Origin of the sequence: Nocardia sp. NBC_00511 (genome assembly GCF_045161165.1) — a bacterium.
GTDB lineage: Bacteria > Actinomycetota > Actinomycetes > Mycobacteriales > Mycobacteriaceae > Nocardia.
Genome location: NZ_CP107850.1, coordinates 227,960 through 247,906, shown reverse-complemented (window position 1 = coordinate 247,906; position 19,947 = coordinate 227,960). Strand labels below are relative to the sequence as shown.

The 19,947-nt window shown below is 63.1% G+C and carries 17 protein-coding genes; 11 read left to right on the top strand and 6 right to left on the bottom strand.

What is annotated here, in order from left to right; translation table 11 throughout:
• Window positions 1–223: 223 nt before the first annotated feature.
• A complete protein-coding gene (locus OG300_RS42320; protein WP_331722922.1) occupies window positions 224–1,015 on the bottom strand; it encodes a hypothetical protein in 792 nt (263 codons plus the stop codon).
• 609 nt (window positions 1,016–1,624) lie between these two features.
• Between OG300_RS42320 and OG300_RS42315 the strand changes: the two genes are divergently transcribed.
• Window positions 1,625–1,948, top strand: a complete 324-nt coding sequence (locus tag OG300_RS42315) for a hypothetical protein (protein ID WP_405498896.1) — start codon at window positions 1,625–1,627, stop codon at window positions 1,946–1,948.
• Window positions 1,949–2,152: 204 nt separating this feature from the next.
• The gene (locus OG300_RS42310; RefSeq protein ID WP_331722920.1) at window positions 2,153–3,160 is read left to right on the top strand and encodes a hypothetical protein; all 1,008 of its coding nucleotides are present in this window, start codon (window positions 2,153–2,155) and stop codon (window positions 3,158–3,160) included.
• 1,504 nt (window positions 3,161–4,664) lie between these two features.
• Here the strand turns inward: OG300_RS42310 and OG300_RS42305 are convergent.
• Window positions 4,665–4,979, bottom strand: a complete 315-nt coding sequence (locus OG300_RS42305; protein WP_331722919.1) for a WhiB family transcriptional regulator — start codon at window positions 4,977–4,979, stop codon at window positions 4,665–4,667.
• 190 nt (window positions 4,980–5,169) lie between these two features.
• On the opposite strand from OG300_RS42305, the gene OG300_RS42300 reads away from it, so the two are divergent.
• Window positions 5,170–6,408 carry a cytochrome P450 gene (locus OG300_RS42300; RefSeq protein ID WP_331722918.1) on the top strand — a complete coding sequence of 413 codons (1,239 nt, stop codon included), beginning with the start codon at window positions 5,170–5,172 and terminating at the stop codon, window positions 6,406–6,408.
• 94 nt (window positions 6,409–6,502) lie between these two features.
• On the opposite strand, the gene OG300_RS42295 is transcribed toward OG300_RS42300, so the two are convergent.
• Window positions 6,503–8,098: an acyl-CoA dehydrogenase gene (locus tag OG300_RS42295; protein WP_405498894.1), complete on the bottom strand. Its 1,596-nt coding sequence runs from the start codon at window positions 8,096–8,098 to the stop codon at window positions 6,503–6,505.
• Between the two features lie 904 nt (window positions 8,099–9,002).
• Between OG300_RS42295 and OG300_RS42290 the strand changes: the two genes are divergently transcribed.
• Window positions 9,003–9,884 carry a menaquinone biosynthesis protein gene (locus OG300_RS42290; protein WP_331723130.1) on the top strand — a complete coding sequence of 294 codons (882 nt, stop codon included), beginning with the start codon at window positions 9,003–9,005 and terminating at the stop codon, window positions 9,882–9,884.
• Between the two features lie 1,565 nt (window positions 9,885–11,449).
• On the opposite strand, the gene OG300_RS42285 is transcribed toward OG300_RS42290, so the two are convergent.
• On the bottom strand, window positions 11,450–12,442 hold the full coding sequence (locus OG300_RS42285) for a GlxA family transcriptional regulator (RefSeq protein WP_405498893.1): 993 nt from the start codon (window positions 12,440–12,442) through the stop codon (window positions 11,450–11,452).
• Window positions 12,443–12,518: 76 nt separating this feature from the next.
• Here OG300_RS42285 and OG300_RS42280 point away from each other — a divergent pair, with 76 nt between their 5' ends.
• Window positions 12,519–12,761, top strand: a complete 243-nt coding sequence (locus OG300_RS42280) for a hypothetical protein (protein ID WP_331722915.1) — start codon at window positions 12,519–12,521, stop codon at window positions 12,759–12,761.
• A complete protein-coding gene (locus OG300_RS42275; RefSeq protein WP_331722914.1) occupies window positions 12,751–13,110 on the top strand; it encodes a hypothetical protein in 360 nt (119 codons plus the stop codon). The genes OG300_RS42280 and OG300_RS42275 overlap by 11 nt, the downstream gene beginning before the upstream one ends.
• Before the next feature lie 84 nt (window positions 13,111–13,194).
• On the opposite strand, the gene OG300_RS42270 is transcribed toward OG300_RS42275, so the two are convergent.
• Both OG300_RS42270 and OG300_RS42265 read right to left on the bottom strand, forming a co-directional pair.
• Window positions 13,195–13,668: a transposase gene (locus OG300_RS42270; protein ID WP_331722913.1), complete on the bottom strand. Its 474-nt coding sequence runs from the start codon at window positions 13,666–13,668 to the stop codon at window positions 13,195–13,197.
• Window positions 13,669–13,924: 256 nt separating this feature from the next.
• Window positions 13,925–14,590 carry a TetR family transcriptional regulator gene (locus OG300_RS42265; protein ID WP_331722912.1) on the bottom strand — a complete coding sequence of 222 codons (666 nt, stop codon included), beginning with the start codon at window positions 14,588–14,590 and terminating at the stop codon, window positions 13,925–13,927.
• 72 nt (window positions 14,591–14,662) lie between these two features.
• On the opposite strand from OG300_RS42265, the gene OG300_RS42260 reads away from it, so the two are divergent.
• The 5 genes from OG300_RS42260 to OG300_RS42240 all read left to right on the top strand — a co-directional run bounded on the left by OG300_RS42260 (window position 14,663) and on the right by OG300_RS42240 (window position 19,773).
• Complete coding sequence (locus tag OG300_RS42260) at window positions 14,663–16,132, top strand: DHA2 family efflux MFS transporter permease subunit (protein ID WP_331722911.1); 1,470 nt, start codon at window positions 14,663–14,665, stop codon at window positions 16,130–16,132.
• Window positions 16,129–16,590 carry a PPOX class F420-dependent oxidoreductase gene (locus tag OG300_RS42255; RefSeq protein ID WP_331722910.1) on the top strand — a complete coding sequence of 154 codons (462 nt, stop codon included), beginning with the start codon at window positions 16,129–16,131 and terminating at the stop codon, window positions 16,588–16,590. The genes OG300_RS42260 and OG300_RS42255 overlap by 4 nt, the downstream gene beginning before the upstream one ends.
• Window positions 16,587–17,504, top strand: coding sequence for an NADP-dependent oxidoreductase (locus OG300_RS42250; RefSeq protein ID WP_331722909.1), 918 nt, complete (start codon window positions 16,587–16,589; stop codon window positions 17,502–17,504). Before OG300_RS42255 ends, OG300_RS42250 begins: the two co-directional genes overlap by 4 nt.
• Window positions 17,505–17,575: 71 nt before the next feature.
• The gene (locus tag OG300_RS42245) at window positions 17,576–18,895 is read left to right on the top strand and encodes an FAD-dependent oxidoreductase (RefSeq protein ID WP_331722908.1); all 1,320 of its coding nucleotides are present in this window, start codon (window positions 17,576–17,578) and stop codon (window positions 18,893–18,895) included.
• 17 nt (window positions 18,896–18,912) lie between these two features.
• Window positions 18,913–19,773, top strand: coding sequence for an SAM-dependent methyltransferase (locus OG300_RS42240; protein ID WP_331722907.1), 861 nt, complete (start codon window positions 18,913–18,915; stop codon window positions 19,771–19,773).
• Window positions 19,774–19,947: the final 174 nt, after the last annotated feature.

The following is a 19,947-nucleotide window of genomic DNA, read 5'->3' as shown; positions in this document are numbered from 1 at the left end:
GATGTTGAGACTGGGAAAGGGCTAGGGGGCGGGCAACATCAATGCGCCGGGGACGGCGTGGCTGATGCCAGTGCTGCGACACTGATCGGCACGAAGTCCAGCGCCTATGCGAGCGGTGTTCCACCCGATATCAGGGGCACTTTCCCTGTCCCGTCCGGACTCGAACCCACGCTGGGCTACCTCGGGACCGGCGGCTGCCGGTCTGCCGTGACTTCCGGACCGGTCAGCCACAGTGCGACGGGCCACCACCAGCGGAACCGCCGTTATTGGCGCCTCCAAATGAGCCGTACCAATAGATGCAAGTGTGCGGGGCGTACCAATAGACAGGGCCTGCATAGTAGGAGTAGGAGCCCGCGTCGATGTCCATATTGTTGCTCACACCGTGGAACGGAATCCCGGGGAGGCCGTGACCGAGACCTCCGGTACCCACCGATGCCACCAGCACTGTCGGCGTCCCGATCTGTGCCGTCTTCCATGTGACAACGCAATCGGTGGAACCGTTGTACATCAGCCAGACGGTCGCATTCGCTTCGATATTCCCGTGGTCGATCGCGTAATACCCTGCGCCGCAAGCCGCTTCAGGCGAAGAGGCTGCCTCCGCGGGCCCGCCCGCCGCCACCGACGCAGCAAAGAAGACACCCGCCGCAAAACCGACGGCCAGCCGGGCACGCAAGTGCAGAATCTTCATAAGTACTCCCTTGTCCCGCAACACATCCGTCGCGCGCTTGTCGCGCCGAGTATCACACTCCCGCGCGGTATTCCCACGGCTGGGAAGATCTAAGCGATCGATACTGGCGACGCCGCGACCAGCGGGATCACCTGCAGCGCATGCCTTCCCGGAGATCCGGTTGAGCAGTTGACGGCTGGGGCAGCCCGCCAGAACGCTGGCGTAGTCGGCCTGCGCCTGCGCCCGCTGCTGGGCGGCTGTCTGCGTCGAGACGCAACGCTCCTTCCTCCCGAGTGGTGACTTACGCACTTCGAGCGCAAACGCCGACCCGACCAGTCCGAAGCTCATTTGACATGGGCCACGATAACTCTCATGACACGGAGACTGAGCCGCGAAGATCGTGCTTGCGGCGCGGCTCGCCTACGGGCCGATGCGCGCAGGGCCGCGCACCGATGCCGCAGAGCTGTCGTAGCAGTCGCCGCTATTTCAGCTCACGGTGCCGGGGCCGCGCCTGACACGAGCTGTGCCGACACGAGAAACGCATCGCCGAACTCGTGGCCTTCGGTGGGCAGGAGTACCGGCTGTGGCAGACCGGCGTGAAACTGTCACGACCCTGCAAACCCTGTCCCCCCTGCGGGAGGTCCTGGCCTGCGGCGATCACCCGCACCGATACGCCCTACCGCCGTCCCGCCTGCCGGACGCAGGCGTGGCTGGTGTGGTAGAGCCCGCCGAAACAGCCGGTAGCGTTCAGCAGCCGTCACGGCGTGACGGCTCAGGGGACCGGCCACGAGGCCTCGCGGCGGGGACCTGCGATTGTCCGCTGATCGTGTCGTGAGTTCCGGAAGTTGCCACGACACGATCCAGTTCGGCGGGTACCGGATGCAAACGCGAGCATGGCTGTGATCAAGAGTTGTCTACGAGCCGGTGAGGGCTCCGCGGAGAGCGCCCAGCAGGGCGTTGCTGACGATCGAGCCTCCGGACCCGGATCCGAAGTTGAGGGAAGGACCGGTGAAAGATGATCCGCCGGTGGAGGATCCGGTCGTCGACGATCCACCGCTCGACGAGCCGGATTGGGTGGAATCGGTAGGGCTCGTGGTAGTCGGTACCGTGTCGGTCGGTGGGGTATCGGTAGGCGTTGTCGAAGTTCCGTCGCCGATGAGTGCCGACCCGGAGACGTCCGCGGCCGCGGAGATCGCCGGGAGCACGAGTGCACCGACGGCGGAGCCGACCAGAATTCCCTTGCGGATCAGGTTCCTTTTCCTCATTGAGATACTGCCTTAGGTCGCATGTGCCGGCTCGGAAAGCCGGGTGATCGGCAGCGTTGGCCGCCTCTCCCTCGAATCTCGCTGCCGACGTGGCGACGATCGACAAGGTCCCGTTCTAGCCTTCGCGTTTCGTTGCCGAAGCTTGGCAGATTCGACCATCACGCACTTCCCACCCACGGGAAATCCGGGGACTATTCACTGAAAAGCGACCGCCTGGGCGGTGCTGGTCGACCACCAGCGCGCGGATTCGCGACAAGCGCAACGGCCGCGGGTTGTCGTCGATGCCCATCCGTATGAGGTCGTCGATAAATTCGAATCGGACACGTTGCGCGGCGAGTTTGGGTGCGGCACCGTAACGGTTGTGGGCGAGTTGGATGCGGCGTGGCGGTCTGTGCGCGATATGCTCGGCACGGCAGCCCAGGACTACAGCGCTGCGGTCGCTGCGGTGCCCGCGAGCGCCGCCCGCGGCGTCAGCGAGACCGTTGCCAGGAGCGTGGAGACCGATGCAGCGAACGTACCGGCTCTGAGGGCCGCATTCTCCGACGTGATCGCCACCACCGCAACGTCTTCCACCTACGTACGCGGCCGCGCTCTGATCGACGAGGTGGACTACAGCGCACTTCCTCGGGCAACGGGAACCAGCTCCTGGGGGACCAATCCAACGTTCGAAGCGATCCAACGGCTGCAACGATTCGACCGCCCCGGCACCATCGCCACACCAGAGCAAGTCAACGCGGCGATCGCGGCGGGCGGACAACAGCTGTTCCGCGGGTTCGAGGAGGATCGCTACCTTGAGGACTTCATCACCGGCCCGGTCCGACCTGGCATAGGTCCCATGGGAACCGGCACTTACGCTACACCGCTGGAGGAGGTCGCACTCCACTACACCGACCCCACCCACACACACGACCTCGCTACCCGGCACGCCCGATTGCTTCGGATGGCACTACGCCCGGACGCCAACACGATAACCCTGCGTGCACTCGAATCCGACCGTACCCGCACCTTGGCCCAACTCGATCATGAACTACGGGCCGTCCGCTACATCATCAACCCCACGAACGAGCAGACGGCCCACTACTACTCGCTACTGGACAAGCAATTGGTATTGGCCGACATAGGTCAATACGGTGCCCTCCACCACTGGGACGCGATCGACGGATCCGACACCTTCTCGAACAAGGAGTGGGTCGTACTCAACCCGACCGCCCTGCTGATACAACGCTGAGCACCACTGCCGGTCTCCGGGTGCTCAGCCCGGCACACTTGATCACGCTCAGGACTTCCAGACCCCGCTATTTTTCACCGGAACCACACCATTGCCGCTGGTCAAGCCTTATCCGTTGTTTTCTGCGCTGAAACTACTGGAACCCCAACTGGCCAGACCGGAGGACTGCCAGCCCGAATAGTCCCGGCTCAATACTCCGCTCCACCGATATGTCTGCCCACCGTGTGGAGTGTCCGATGGCCGGTTGCCGATAACCGCCCACCGAAAACGAACGCCCGGGTCGAGGATTCTTGCGGCGATCTATTCCCATAGCAGGGAAGGCGTCTTGGCAATCGCGCCATATTATCTGGTCGAATCATCTGCGCGAGACACATGATGGAAGGCAGATCTGATGGGCACCGTCCAGAGCCTTACCGCGATCCTACCTGCCGCATCGGCCTTCTCATTGCTTCCCGCGGGCTCTGCACACGCCGCTCCTCAGCGGGTAGTGGGGCACAGATATGCGGATCGGGATACCAGCCTCTCGACCAGGCCACCCACCCCGGTGCCGTCATCTACCTTTCATACGATGGAGGCACATACTGCGTGGCGCCAATGAAAACGGCACATGTGAGCCCGCTGACGACTACCGAAGCCAGAGTTGTGTTTGCAGGCTCTGGTACCGGCACGGATGACAAGGGCCAGTATCGGGAAACGCCCGTCCAGTATGCCTTTATGCGCCAGAAAAGTGCATCCAACGGGGCGGGTCCGCGGTGGACCGAGCAGAGGTAGCAGAAGTGGAACGATGAGCCCACTTCGCACTGCCGGTGACTTCAGTGCAGACTGCCATAGAAATACAAGAAATAGTTGACCGGCGGAGAATAGTAGTTCGTTATGAGCAGAATCAAAACCCTTGCTGCACCAATTATTGCGGGTGCCATACTTGCCAGCGGAGGGGTGGCGCTCGGATGCGGTACCGCACAGGCAGCCGCATACAATGGCGCATGCGGGGCGGGATATTCGGTGATAGATCATCACGACCTTGAAGGTGGGACCATTTACCTTGCCTATAACAACGGGACGAATTGCGTTATTACGATCAGAAACCAGTCCGGCTCACCAATCCATATGATGGCCCAAATTGAATTGAACACCGATTCCAGCACGAACCGCATAGACCAGGGGAACTACACGACCTACGCCGGTCCGAGGTATATCTACGCTCCGCATACATGCGTGAGCTGGGGCGGACAGATACAGCCACCTCCGCCATACCAGGGTGGTAATGCGTGGGACGCGGTCGATAGCCACTGCGGCTGAAACAGTGATCGGAGAACGATGCTCCTCGATCGATAACGCCCCCTGGGACAGCCAGGGGGCGCATCAGTTGATTCAGAACCACACGACTTTCACCCTGTGACGCATACGCCACGGAAGCATCTTCCATCCGCTGCCGGCACTCTCCTCGCGGCGTACCCAACAAGTACTCGATCCTCTTCCTGCCACCGAATCGAAGCTGTTCGACTCACGTTGTGCGTCGACGCTTCAGCCTCGGTTTCACCCCCTCGGATGCATAGAGCTGATCCTGCCGCTCCTGCTCGGACATACCACCCCATATCCCGTAAGTCTGTTTGGTCGAGAGTGCGTAGGCGCGGCATTGACTCAATACAGGACATTCCCGGCAAATCTTTTTCGCGCTTCGCTCGCGAGTCGAACGAGCCCGGCCACGCTCACCGTCCGGGTGGAAGAACAGCGTAGAATCCAGTCCTTTGCAGGACCCGAGCGATTGCCAGGACACTCCATCGGTGTCGCAATATTCACTCCTGACCGTTGTGGACATGACCAACTCCTTGAAGCAAGCTCTCTCTTCGAGGATAGAAGCTCCCCAGATATGAGAATCGGCTGAAAGGCTCGCCTGAATTGGTCGCCATCGCGCGCTCTGCGAATTTCAAGGTCTATGAATGTGGCTGTGCCGGCGACGATCCCGCACCCGTGCATGCTGTAGTCCCGTTCCACATTGGAGTTGCACGTTGACGACATCCGATAATTCTTCGACATTCGCTGACCAGAGCGTGGCGGCGGCGCCGTACGCGGTGCCACAACCTGCTCCGTTTCCGCTGTATGCGCCCGAGTTCGCTGCCGACCCACACCGCTTCTATGCCGCGATGCGGCGCGAGTTCGGCTCGCTGGTTCGAGTGGAACTCGCACCGGGTATTGCGGCGACCTTGGTAATCGGATACCGCGCTGCGGTACAGATCAACAACGATCCCGAACGTTTCCGGGCCGACCCTCGGATCTGGGAGCGCGACGTGCCGCCCGATTGTCCGGTGCTGCCCATACTCCAGTATCGCCCGAACGCCCTGCGCAGTGCCGGGCAAGTCCACGCGCGATACCGGAAAGCGAGCGTGGACAGCATCAACAGCATCAACCTGTATGACATCTATCGCGGGATCGAAGCGATGGCGATCCCTCAGATCAATACCTTCTGCTTGGACGGTCGGGCCGATCTGATCGGGCAGTACGCATTCCCCGTGACGTTCGCCTACCTCAATGCCATGGTCGGGTGTCCCGCCGACCTCGGGCAGCAGGTGGCACAAGGTATGGCGATGATGTTCGAGGGCACCGACGCCGCAGCGGGCAATGCGCTGTTCGCCGAGGCCCTTGCCGAACTGGTGAACCTCAAGCGGTTCGATCCAGGCGCGGATGTGACCAGTGAGTTGGTGGCTCATGAAGCCGACCTGACCGATGAGGAACTCGTCCAACAGCTCGTGACGATCTACGGCGCGGGGATCGAGCCCTTGACGAATCTGATCGCCAATACGCTGGTGTTGATGCTCATCGACGACAGGTACATGGGGGAGGCGGCCTTGACGACCCGAGATGCCTTGAACGAGTTGTTGTTCATGGATCCGCCGTTGGCGAACTTCAGTATCACCTATCCCGCGCAACCGAGCCGGGTCGAGGGTGTCTGGCTGCCGGCAAACCAGCCGGTGGTCACCAGCATGGCGGCATGCAACAACGATCCCGCTCTCGCCGGCCGGTACAACGGCAACAATTCGCACCTGGCGTGGGGGACCGGTCCGCACGCCTGCCCTGCGCAAGACGTCGCCTACTCGGTGGCGCATTGCGCGATCGATCAACTCTTCGACGCGCTGCCTGAGATCCGGCTCGCCTGCCCTGCCGACCAATTGACCTGGCGGCCAGGACCTTTCCATCGATCTCTGACGGCATTGCCGGTGGTGTTCCGGCCTGCCCGCAGGCCGTTCTGACTTGTTGGCACCTCTCGGGATACCGGTGCGGTATCCCGAGGGAAGACATCACCATTCGATGGCCGGCGTCGATCATTCAGGGCGGGTGCCTCGCTCACGCGCCAAGAGCGTGGGCGCATTCGGCCACATAGGTGTCGGAGTCGTACACGGTGTGCAGTGACCCGGAGCTCAGTTCGAATGCGTCGACCAGAGTGGTCAGGTGTGGCGCCAACAGACCGTGCAACTGGATTCGCATGTCACGCAACGATCGTGAAGTCTTCGGGGAGGGGCCGTCCGTCAGGAGAGTGGCACCCTGCGCTTGACATTGGTTGAGAGCGAACAGGGTAACCAAGTTCTCGGCCACAACCCGGGCACCGGGCGGAAGCTGACTGGCGCGGGTGGCCATCGCCTGCGCGGCCCGGTAGGCCAATTGCGCATCGACCGCCGCCAATGCCAGGTCGTAAACCTGGTCCCAGCGTGTTTGCCGGTCCCCGCGAGTGCTTGCGTATACCTGCAATGTGGTGTGCCGCAGGTAGGCCGCGCGAGCACCGAGCCATGCCAGCCACCTCGATGGAGTGTCGATATCGCAGGGCCCCGATGTATTGCAGATGCTGGGTGCCCATTCTTCCGCGGTCGACAGACTTCGGTAGGCGGCCAGCAGGCCGATGACGTAGCTGTCGCCTTCGGCGGTCGCGGCGGCGTCACGCAGTGCGCGATACTCCACGATCTTGTTGTGCGCGAAGGTTCCTTGTGCGCCCAACCGGTCACGCACCTCGTTGGTCACGCGGAGTGCTGTGGAGGTGGCGAAGTACTTCGTCAGTGCGACCAGGTCGGTGAGTTCGGGGCTCTGTTCGTCGAGGTGGTTGTCGATGTCGGCGGCGAACGCGTCGATGGCCAGTTCGACCGCGACGGTGGTGATGTAGGTTTCGGCTACAGCGTCGAGCAGACGCGCTCGGTGGGCGGGGACGTTCAGCAGCGAGATACGACCGCCTGCCAGGCTCGCGATGTCGCGCTGTGCGCCATGGCGCACAGCGATCGACAGTGCGGCACGCGATACCGCGGCGGCCATGGCTGAGATGCACAGTCGTCCTACCCGTACCCGGCTGATGGCGCGCCACACCTGGTTGTCTCGTGGGATGGGTGAGATGAGCTCACCGTTCTCGTCAATTCTGGTACCGGTACGCGATAGTAGGCACTCCTGGGTGAGGCGGACGTGGTCGAAGCGAGTCAGCGCGTTGTCCATTCCCAGGCCCGGCTTCTCCGGCAGGCGGCGGATGGTGATCCCCGGCCGAGTCCGACCATCCGCGTCGACGAGGCGCATGAGGAATGGGTATACGCCGTGGTCTCGGCCATCGACGAGGAGTCGCGCGAACACGATGCCGAACCGTGCCACGCCGTGCACCGGGGGTGCTGCGGTGGTGGGCATGAACTTGATCGCGGTATCGGTGGGTGTGTGCAGGATGAAGCTGCCGTTGCCGGCGCGATCGTAGGTCGCGGTCGTCTCCAGATTGTTGAGATCGCTACCGTGGCCGACTTCTGTGAGCACATAGGCGCCTACGGCGCGACCTTCGAGCAGGTCCGACAGCAGAGCAGCGACCTCTCCGCTGGGGGAGGGCTGCTCCAGCAAGGTTCCCAGGACGAGGTTCACCTGAACGGTGAGCAGCGCGCCCAGATGCGGATCGACCACGGTGGCTTGCTCATGCAAGGTCACGAGCCGACGCAGATCCGACGCGGTCTCCACAGCCGATAAACCGGGTAGCAACGACAAGTACCGTTCGTAGGCACGTTTTCCCGGGTCCCGCGTGGCAGTCCACCAGTCTTGGTCATAGATGTCCGCATCGAACATTTCGTGGTATCGCTGAGCCACGATCCGTCGCTCACCGAACAGCATCGCCGCGAAAGTGTCCATATTCCCTTGCGAGACCATGACTTCGCCTTCTTTCCGCTAACTATCGACTCCGAGCGACGGTTGGGTGCCGCTCGGCATGAGCCAGCTCTCGGTGCCGAGGGGTCGGCAGCCGGGGTCCGGCGGGTCCGAACACGTCGGCGCGAAGTACGCACTCGTCAGGCCCGGCGTGTTACCGATTGGGAGGGTCGAATTGCTGAAAACTCAAGGCATCACCTGTCTTTCGGGTGATGGTGGTAGCCGGTCGGCGCGTACGCCCGAACCCGGCGGACTCGCAATGCGCCAGGTTCACTCCGGCGGCTCGGCCGGATTCTGATCTTGCCTCAAGCCAGGGGTCGCGAAACATATTGTGGCACAAAGATGTTCCGCCTTTCTCCGCAATGACTTGAAAACCCGATGGGCAAATCTGTCGTCGACTTCGAAGTAGGACCGTCCCGCCATATCAGGACACAGCAGTCTCATGAATGGGATTCCCAGCAGTGGTAACTGACAGCAATCTCTGTAACGCAACGTCACTAGGCTCCACGTCACACATGGTCGTATCCGAATCGTTGCGCTACTCGCGGCGAGGGTGCTGGACAGCAGCACTGGCAGCTATCCGAGAATCCGTATTCGATCGATCGCCGAATTTGGAGGACCGGAAGTGTCACAGGTTGTGTCAGATCCAGTAGTCGATGATCGACGCGACAGCGTCCTACGCTCAGTCCCGGTGGCCCAGCACCGATTACCGGTCGGCATTCATCCGGTCCGGCGACCGCGGATCGGGCAAATCGAGTTCCTGAACTGCTTACCGCTGTCTTGGGGGCTAGGGAGAACCGGCAGACTTCTGGGCTTACAGATGACGGTCGCGTCGCCCGACCGTCTGAACGAGGCACTGGTCACCGGCCAGCTCGACATCAGCCCGATCAGCGCCTTCGAGTTTCTCCGGCACGCCGACGACTTGACTGCCTTTGCAGGAATCGCAGTGGGCTGCGATGGCCCGGTGATGTCATGCCTCATTATCAGTAAGGTCGCTGTAGAGAATCTGGACGGTGCGACGATCGCGCTCGGAAACACCAGTCGCACATCCGTTCAGCTGGCAAGGCTCTTACTCCGCGAGGTCGTCGGTGTCTCCTGTCGATACGTGAATTGGGCACCCGATCTGGAATCGATGCTGCAGGTGGGGAGCGCTGCGGTCATCATCGGCGACAGTGCTCTGCATGCCGCTGAGGAAGGAGCCCGTAAGGGCTATTTCGTCTACGATCTAGGTCAGATGTGGCGAGAGTGGACGGGGCTGCCGTTTGTGTTCGCAGTCTTCGCAGCTCGAAAAGAATATTTGGATCGTAACCCCGAGATCGTTTCCTCGGTCCGGCATGACTTGCTGGCAGCTCGCGATGTCGCTCTGACGGAGATCGATGAGATCTGCAAGGAAGTCGCGGTCTGGGAAACCATCGGAGAGGCCACGCTGCGGCAGTACTACACTGCGGCACTGGACTTCTCGTTCGATGAGCGACAACGCCGGGGTCTCATGGAGTTCGTCCACCGTGTCGGTGGCAACGAGGCCGGCTTTGCCTCCGATATGACGTTCGAGGTCCTCGAAACCGATCTCTGAGAGTGGGAGCTCGCGAAGCTTGATCGTGCGCTGCCGCGAGCGCGAAATCTCGATGATCGCCGCCGGTGCCGACGGAGCGGGTGGCCTGGGTAGCGTGCTCGAGTTGGGTCATGGTGTGGACCTCGTCGCATGCGATGTGAGCGGGATCGTGTGCCGTTGGGCGCCTTCGATCTTCGTCCGAATCGGGACATCTCATCGTAGATTCGCCGTGACACACGGGTGTTCCCAGTGATGGGCACAACGATTCTGCGGGCAGTAACGGCCTTGCCGATGCTCGGCGGCGGGGATCCTTTGGTCACCGACGTGTTCGTGTTTCCTTTACAACACCACAGCTGACCATCTCCTCAACCCGGAGCGCCGCTGTCAAACCTTGCGGCCGTCACAGATCGCACCGCAGCTGCCGGCCGGATGCGCGATGGTGCTGATCTCCGCACGAGCCCGGCTGTGGCGGCTCGTCATGACAATCGCGTCCTCGACCACTACGGCGGCGAACTCGCTCAGGCGAACACCGGTTCGTGACCAGACCGCTCGACCACACTCGTCGCGATCGCCTCTACCGGGACCCGTCGGGCAGCTACCGACACCCGCTGAATGGCAGACGGCCACAACGATATTCGGGGGCACGTTGCTGCTCGCATGCCTTGCCAGCAATGGAAACAGGCCGCGCCGCCGTCGTGGGTATGTTGTTCGAGGGAGACGGGAAGGGGTTCCGCCCTCACTGCATGTCACACACGATAGGTTTCAAACCTGGAGGCTCGCACCATGGATCCCGTCGCAGTCGGACCAGTTGCCATACGACGGCTTGTGCTCGTCGCGACAGCGGCCGCAGTCGCTTTCCTTCCTTTCATCTACACCGGAACGGCCTTCGCTGACGTCGCGTTCGATCCAGTTCCCCCACCGGGTGCGAACTCTGCCCAGCGCGGGGAATCCTCAGCGACACAGGATGACTGGGCCGATCCTGGCAGGCCCCAGGCACATGCGCATCGCGATGGACCCGGAGAGGAAGAGGGGCAGGGCGGTTGGCGAAGCGCTTTTCCGGCCTATCCGGGCTGCGACGGGTGGCAGCACCATCGAGGAATCCGCCCGCCGCCCCCGTTCCCGGAGCCGCCTATGATCTTCGCGCCTCCTCCTACCGGCAGCAGTACCGGCAGCGAACTGTGGTAGAGGTGTCGCAGATCTCGAAGCCCGTCGACGAGAACAGTGGGCTCATCATCGCTGACCGAGGGGACTGGATCGCGGCGCGGAAGCGCTACACCCTTCATCCGGATTCCTCAGCGACCCGCGCGAACTGCAGAATTCGCGTACACGCACCCCGTCAACGCACGGCGAGGAACTCGGTGGTTCGGCCTCGGCAAACGCGCTCGCGTGATCACCTGAGACACGGACGAACCGGGCATCCTGCAGGCGGGCCGCCGACAGGTCAGCGTCGGAGCGTTCACTGATTCGCCATCAGCACGATGATTCGTCTTACCGGCCCGGGGGCCACTCAGACATTCCCGATCCCTGTCCGGCCACGATCACACGGGCCCGGCTGATCGAAGAATTCTGTTGGTAGACAAAGCATTTCACCCCAGTGGAACTGGTTGCCAGTAGGATCCCGCGGCACGCACTTCAGCGATACTTCGGCCACGTCGTCGTCGAAAGAGCGCTCGCAGGGTTCCCGCGTTGAGGTATCCGACTTTCGCCGCGATCGCATCCATGGTCATTTTGGTCGTCCGCAGCAATCGACTTGCCCGGTCGAGGCGAATCTCGTCGATGAAGTCCCGGGGGGGCATGCCCAGTTCTGCTTGGGTGGCGCGCTGCAGACTTCGTGTGGTGGTGCCCAACGCCCGAGCTGCGTCGGCGATGGAGAACTGCTCGTCCAGTCGGTCGCGGACCCAGCATTCGAAGGCAGCGACCAGCGGGTCGGCGCGGGCGATGACTTCGGGGATTGCGGATTCTCCCTGGTCGACCCGGGCCCCGACCAGCATGTAGCGAGCGACGAGTTCGGCCAGAGTAGGGCTGACCGGTGCGATGAACGACAACGCAAGATCCAAATGGGACAGCACAGCGCCCGCGGTGGTCGCGCCGCTCGCGCGACACAGGATGAGACCTTCGTGGACCTCGACCTCCGGGTATCGACGGCGGAACACTGGTCCAAGCCACCAACTCGTCGTCGCCTGCCGGCCATCCAGGGCTCCGGCCTCGGCGAGGAAGAACGTCCCCGTGCAAGCGGCTGCCAGGTGCGTACCGTTTTGCTGCATCGCAGAGATTCGTTCGACGAATGGCCGATTCGTGGGTGACGATACGAGTTCGATGAGTCCGTCGGCATCGAGGACCCCCACCGCCGGCATGATCATCACATCGATCGCGTCGCTGATGCCATCCAACGGCACGGTGGGCACCAGGTGGCCATGTCCGGAACGGACACTGTGCCCCAGTGCCACGGTTCTGACATGCCATGGCTCCGGCGGGTCTTCGAGTTCGGATAGCAAGGCGTTGGCCATGTTGAAGGTCTCGAGGACTGCGGTGAATCCGAAGTCGGCGACTCCGTCGGTGACGAAGATTGCGACATCCATGTCGCAAACAGTATCAAAAGCCGCTGCTGCGACACAGGTGTTCAGATCAATTTGATCAACACTTCGACAAGAATGCATGTCGCGGAGACTGTTCGACACACTGATCGAACGCCTCGCGCACGGACCGGTGTGCTGGCGGATGGTGGTCACGGTCGCGGAGCCCGGCGACCCGACGGTCCTGCCGACCGGAATCGCGCTGTCGGATGATCCGCTGCTCGCGGCGCGGTCGTCGGTGTACGCACGCTCCTATCAGCGATGCATCCGGGAACCGCACACACCCAGCGCGGTCGACGTCTCCGAGGTCCGCCGTGCCCAGTGACATCGAAACCACTGGCACCAAGTTCACCATCGTCGCCCGCGGCCTGCACTGGATCAGGGCCGTAGCCGTGATCACCATGTTGTTCATCGGCATGTTCATGGTCGGCTCGATCGGCGAGTTCCACCTGCTGGTCACCATCGTCGCCGCCTACCTGCTGTACGCCACCTTCGCCGCACACCTGGCCGCCGTGCTGTGGCACACCCTTGTCATCCGCAACGGAATGCTGTCCCGGATGACGTTCGGAAAGGTGCGCGTCTGGCCACACGCACCGGCGCAAAGTGACGACTATAGCCCGGATCAGCGAATCGACGAGGCGCGAGCTGACGCTAGCGCCGGCAAATTCGGCTAAATTCGGTGGAGTTGATGGCCTTTGGTATTGGCTGTGGTTTGCGATCCAACCTTGCTTCTCAGTGAGTGCCTGTGAACAAACTGCTCATTCTCGTGGTTGAGTGCGGGCGAGGCGTCGGGACATGAGAAGGATCATCGACCGGGTGACCCAGGCTTCGTGGTGTCCGGGCAGTCGTTCATAGTCGCGGATGCATCTGCGGCGCAAGCGAATCCAGGCCAGGGAGCGTTCCACCAGCCAGCGGCGCGGCAGCACGACGAAGCCGGTCACGGTGTCGGGGCGGCGGACGATTTCCATTGTGAAATGGAGTTTCTCGCGGGCCCAGCTGCGCAAGTTGCCGCTGTGGGCGCCGTCGGCCCAGACCAGCACGATCGCGGTGAACAATTCGCGCAGTCGGGTCAGAGCGACGCGGGCGCCGTCGCGGTCCTGAACATTGGCGGCGGTGACGTAGCAGACCAGCAGCAGGCCGAGGGTGTCGACGACGATATGGCGTTTGCGTCCGTTGGGACTGCCCCGAGTTCGGTGTGGCGCCCAGTCTTCTCGAAGAGCCTTGCGCAGCAACGCGACGGGGCTTGGAGGTTTGGACCTTCGACAACAGGTTCGTCCCGACCGTGCGGTCAGCGGTCCACAGCCGAATCATGCCGATGGAAGTAGCTGGATCACTTGTCCAGCAAAGACTTTCGACACCGACAGTTTCGGTGAGGATGTCCGTGAGATGGGTCGGCGGCCGGGAATCGTGTAGTCATTATGGACGCCATCGCCCGCCTGCTCACCGCGGGACATCGGATTCCAGCCCTGTGTCCCCCACCGCCTGCCATCACATGGAATTGTCGGCTCGCGGCGACACTGCATCGAGCAATTGGCTCATCACCTCGCGTCGGTAGGTGGGCGACAACGGATCCACGCCGTAGATTCCCGCGACGATCGATGGCAAGGCGATCGGCGCGAACGCGATCAGGTAGGACAGCAGCAGCACGAATTTGGGATCGAGATCCTCCGCGAGTTCACCGGACTGTTGACGGGCGCGAATGCGGTCGAGTGCCTGGTCGAGGTCGGCCGCGGGGGTAATGGCATTCGGTGCTGAGTCGGCGAGCTCGTCGTCAGCAGGTCCGTCTCCGAGTGCCTGCCAGACGGCGAGCCGCGCCCAGTCCGGGTTGTCCAGCGTGGCGTCGACGTAGCCGCGAATCGACTCCCCGAAGCCGCCGTCCTCACCGCGCAGGCCTCGTTCCAGGTCTGACCATTGCTTGCGTAGTTCCTCCAGCAGACCTTGCTTGCCGCCGAAGTGGTAGGCGATCAGCTGCTGATTGACGCCGGCGCGGGCCGCGATGCTCGCGGTACGCGATCCCGCGTAGCCCTTCGCGCCGAACTCCGCCAACGCGGCGTCGAGAATCCGCCGGCGAGTGAGGTCGGCCTCACGGCCACGCTCCTCCGGTGCGATCGCACGGCGGCGAGGTTTCGGCGAGTCCGGGTCGGCTGCGGTCATGTGCACAGAGTAACCGAGCAAGATTCAATCAAACACTTGACATGATTCAATCGTTTGCATGACACTGTGGGTATGAGTGAGAACACCTACTCCACTACAGGCACCGATCAGGACGAAACGCCCCTATATCGCTACCGATGGGTCGCGTTCGCCGCGATCCTGGCAGCTTCGGTGATGGATCTGCTGGACACGATGATCACCAACGTCGCCGCGCCGACCATCCGGCAAGAACTGTCCTCAGGCCCCGAACTCATGCAATGGCTCGGGGCCGCATACACGATGGCGATGGCAATCGGGCTGCTGACCGGTGGCAGGCTCGGCGATATCTACGGCCGCCGCGCAGTGTTCCTCGTCGGCGTGACAGGCTTCACCGCTGCATCGATACTCTGCGGAGTGTCGAACTCATTCGGCATGCTCATCGGTTTCCGGGTAGCCCAAGGCCTCTTCGGGGCCATCATGCTGCCGCAAGGCCTCGGGTTCATCAAGCAGATGTTCCCCCCCAAGGAGACCTCGGCGGCATTCGGAGCCTTCGGTCCGATCATGGGGATCTCGTCGGTCGGTGGCCCCATCCTCGGCGGGTGGCTGATCACGGCGAACCTGTTCGACCTCGGGTGGCGCATGATCTTTCTGATCAACGTGCCCATAGGCCTGGCAGTCCTGGTAGTCGGCGCGAAGTTCCTGCCCGCAACCGCTGCCACTGCCTCCAAACTCGACTGGGTGGGCGCACTGCTGGCCTCCGTCGCCATCGGCATGTTGATCTATCCGATCGTGCAGGGCCGCGCGCTGGGCTGGCCGGTGTGGACATTCGGATTGATGGTGGCGTCCATTGCGGTCTTCGTTGTGTTCGCACTGTATGAGAACCGTGTTCGACGCACGGGCGGCGAACCATTGATCATCCCGGAACTGTTCCGACGGCGTGCGTTCGTCGGAGGACTGGCGACCGGACTGGCCTTCTTCAGCGCGCTCACCGGCTTCGCTTTGATATTCACCGTGTTCCTCCAGAACGGCATGGGCTACTCGGCGCTGGGAGCGGGCCTGGCCGCCCTGCCCCAGGCGGTCGGCGGCGTCATCGGGTTCGTGCTGGCCGGCGCGGGCTTGTCCGACAAGTTCGGCAGGCATCTCATCCATGTCGGAACTGCCGCGATCGCGGCCGGCCTGACGGCAATCGAGATCGAGATGCACCTGCTCACCCACGTCACACCCTGGACGTTGACTCCGATGCTGGTGGTCATGGGCATCGGCCTGGGCCTGACTCTGGCACCGTTCTTCAACATCGTGCTGGCAGGCGTGGACATGCACGAGACGGGTTCGGCCTCCGGCGCATTGACTGCCTTGCAACAGTTCGGCGGCGCCGTCGGCGTCGCGGCGATGGGCACGATGTTCTTCAACCTGCTGGCCGGGCACGCACACGGAAGTTTCCCCATCGCCATGCGAGACACCCTGTGGGTGATCATCGGTCTGCAAGTGCTCGCGTTCGCGTTGGCCTTCCTGCTGCCCAAAAAGGCGAACGCGTGGGAATCCGAGACGGGCGGCGCCTGGTGACGACGCCAGCCAGACCCGCGGAGGCTCCCCTCACCCGCAGCGAAATCCGCTATCTCCAGGTCCTGCGGCTCGGGCGGCTGGCGACCATACGACCCGACGGATCGGTGCAGATCAATCCGGTGATGGTGTACTACAACCCCGCCACGGCGACCATCGACATCGGTGGGGCGAACATGGCCAGCAGTCGCAAGTTCCGCAACATTATCGTCGATCCCCGCGTTTCGGTCGTGGTCGACGACATGGTCGCGGCGGGCGTGCGCTGCCTCGAAATCCGCGGTCACGCAGAAGCTTTGCGCGATCCCGTCGACTCGGCAGCTCGAGCCGAGGGTCCCATTATCCGAATCCATCCGGCCCGAGTCATCAGCTTCGGAGTCGACTCGTCCGACCAGATGAGCCGCTACCGGCGCGTCGCCGACTCCGGTGACGCGAAACCACTCCACGAAGGGAACAACCGATGACCAAAGCAGTCGTGTTCGACACCTACGGCGATCCCGAAGTGCTGCATATCGCGGACGTACCGACCCGGGATCCGGGTCCGGGTGAGCTACTGGTCGCTGTCGCCGCGACGGGGGTGCAGCCATTCGACGCGTTGTTTCGCAGTGGGGGCACCCGACAGTTCGCTCCGGCGACCTTCCCTCAACGGCTCGGAAACGAATTCGCCGGCACGGTCGCGGGCATTGGTGCCGGGGTCGAGGACTTCTCTCTCGGTGACGAAGTCCTCGGATGGGCGGACCGACAGTCCTATGCCGAATACGTCGTCGTCCCCGCGACCCAGGCCGTAGGTAAACCTGCCTCGATGCCCTGGTCGGCAGCCGGAGTCCTTTCGGCCTCCGGGCAGACCGCCTCCACAGCACTCGACATCCTCGACGTGAAGCAGGGGGAGACACTGCTCGTCCACGCGGCCGCCGGCGGTGTCGGCTCCTACGCGGTGCAACTCGCGGTCGCACGTGGAGCCACCGTCATCGGCACCGCCAGCATCGCCAATCACGCATACCTCGAAAAGCTCGGCGCAATACCGGTGTCCTACGGTGAAGGACTCTCGGCACGGCTGCACACCGTCGCACCCGAAGGCATCAACGCCTCGCTGGTCGCCATCGCCACACGCGAAGCCTTCGCAACCTCGGCCGAGCTCGTCCACGACGGGGATCGCGTCGCCACCGTCGCATTCAGCCCGGTCGCCTCGGAATATCGGGTCCGGGCAATCAGCACGGACCGCTCGCGCGCCCGACTCCAACACCTGGTGGACGCCTACACCGCAGGCACATTGGTCCCCGAGATCCAGCACGCCTATCCCTTGGACAACGCGGCCGAAGCACACCGCGCCATCGAAACCGGACACGTCCGCGGCAAGCTCGTTCTCACCGTGTCATGACTGAATTCGCCACGCGCAGAGCATTTCTGGGTGCAACCCTAGCGGCCGGAGGCCTACTGGCGGCGGGGTGCGTGAATCGCACCAAGTCCGTGGCGGACCTGCGATCCGCGGTCGCCGGGCCGGTATACCTGCCCGGCGACGGCGGCTTCGATGCCGCCGCTCGCCCCTGGAATACCGCTGTCGCCCAGACCGCTGCTGCTGTGGTCGACATCGCCGACGCCGCCGACGCGGTCGCCGTGGTCAACTACGCCCGCGATCGTGGCCTCGGCGTGACAACGCAGCCCAATGGACATGGGGCCAGCGGCAACCTGCGCGACGATGTGATTCTGGTTCGCACCAGCAAACTCAACCAGATCACGGTGGATCCGACCACGGCGACAGCACAGGTGGGAGCCGGCGCATCCTGGGGCGACCTCCTCACCGCAGCACAACCACACCAGCTTGTCGGCCTGGCCGGCAGCTCTGGCGCGGTCAGCGTCGCCGGATACACCCTCGGCGGTGGACTGAGCTGGTTCGGACGCGCACGCGGCTGGGCATCCGATGCCGTGACCGCCTTCGGGGTCGTCGACGCCAAGGGCAACTCCACACGGATCACACTCAACTCCGACCCCGACCTGTTCTGGGCTCTGCGCGGCGGCGGAGGCGACTTCGCGCTGGTCACAAGTCTCGAATTCGGGCTCTTTCCGGCGCCCGCCATCTATGGCGGACGGATGCTCTGGCCCGCCGACCGCGCACCGCAGGTCCTCGATGCCTTCCGAGAAGTAACAACACACGCTCCCGATGAACTCACCGTCTGGTTTCAGCGGCTGCAATTTCCCTCGGCTCCACCCATGGTCGGCATCGACACGACCTACCTCGGCGATCTCACACAAGGCCACGACCTACTACAAGGGTTCGACCGAATCGACGGCCGCCTCGCCGACACCCGCAAGGCACTCGCCCCTGCCGACATCGGTGGCATCACAGGCGAACCAACCAACCCGACCGCCGGGACCTCCCGCACAGAAATCCTCACCCATCTCGATGACACCGCCGCGACGGCCCTCCTCGAGCCGATCGATCCACTGTTCAACCTGCAGGTCCGCCACCTCGGCGGTGCCTTCACCCGGCATTCCGACAGTGCCGCCGGAACTCTCACCGACCCGTACTGCGTGATCTTCTCCGCAGCCGCGCCGACCCGACCGGCCGCGGTCGCCTCCAACGACCGAATACAGAGTTTCCGCCGAGCACTCGCCCCATACCTCGGCACCCGCATACCGTTCACTTTCCTCACACCCGGCGACACCGCCGTGCGCGCCTTCACCCCGGACACACTCTCTCGGCTACGGCAAGTCAAAAGCAGCCGCGATCCCCGCAACGTGTTCACCAGCAACTTTCCGATCAACACCTGAATCGAGGCACCGTACTCATGACATCGCGACCGCTGGTCACCCATGTCTCCGACACCGCCCGCTGGGTCGCGGCCCGAAGGGCCATCGAATCCGAGCGCCCAGACGCATTGTTCAAAGACCCGCTCGCGAGCCGGTTGGCCGGTGAGCGCGGCCATCAGATCGCCGCCCAAGCTGGACTGGCGATCGGCGACGACTGGTACCTGGTCACCCGAACCAAACTCATCGACGACTACGTCACCGAAGCCATCGACGCAGGGTGCGACCTCGTACTCAATCTCGCCGCCGGCTTCGACACACGGCCATACCGTATGGCGCTACCCGATGAGCTCCGCTGGATCGAAGTCGACCTGCCCGCAGTGGTAAACGAAAAAAACGCGCTGCTGGCAGACCAGCAGCCGCGGTGCCGACTGACACGAGCCGCCGTGGATCTCACCGACACAGCAGCCGTGGCGACCTTCCTCGACGACGCGCTCACCGGCGCCCACAAAGCCCTCGTCCTCACCGAAGGACTGGTCATGTATCTGCAAGCCGACGACGTCGTCGCACTCTCCTCAGCATTCACCCGCACCGAAATCGCTTGGTGGTCCCTCGATTTCAGCGCTGCCGGAACCGCCGAGCTCGCTACCGACCGCGTCGAAGGTCTGCTCAGTCACGCACCGTGGACCTTCCTCCCACCCGACGGCGTCGCATTCTTCGAAAACCTCGGATGGGAAGTCTCATCCCTCGAACCGGTCTTCACCGCCGCAGGCCGATACAACAGACTGCCCCCACAGATGCGCGGCGCCCTCGACAATCCACAGCCCGATCCCCGCGCTCCAGGACCACGCCCCTACAGCGCGGTCATACGACTGACCCCCGCCACTCGACCGACTACCTAGAGATCTGCCTCGAAGAGATCAGGAAAGCTTCCGATCCGAATCGACTGTGGCGAGCGGAATTCCCACGTATGTCGTTCGACCCAGCCACAGTCACCGCCACACCTGCTCCGGCAATTCCGTAGCACATCACGCAACCGGGTGTTCCGCCATCACGACTGGACGCTGCAGCGACAC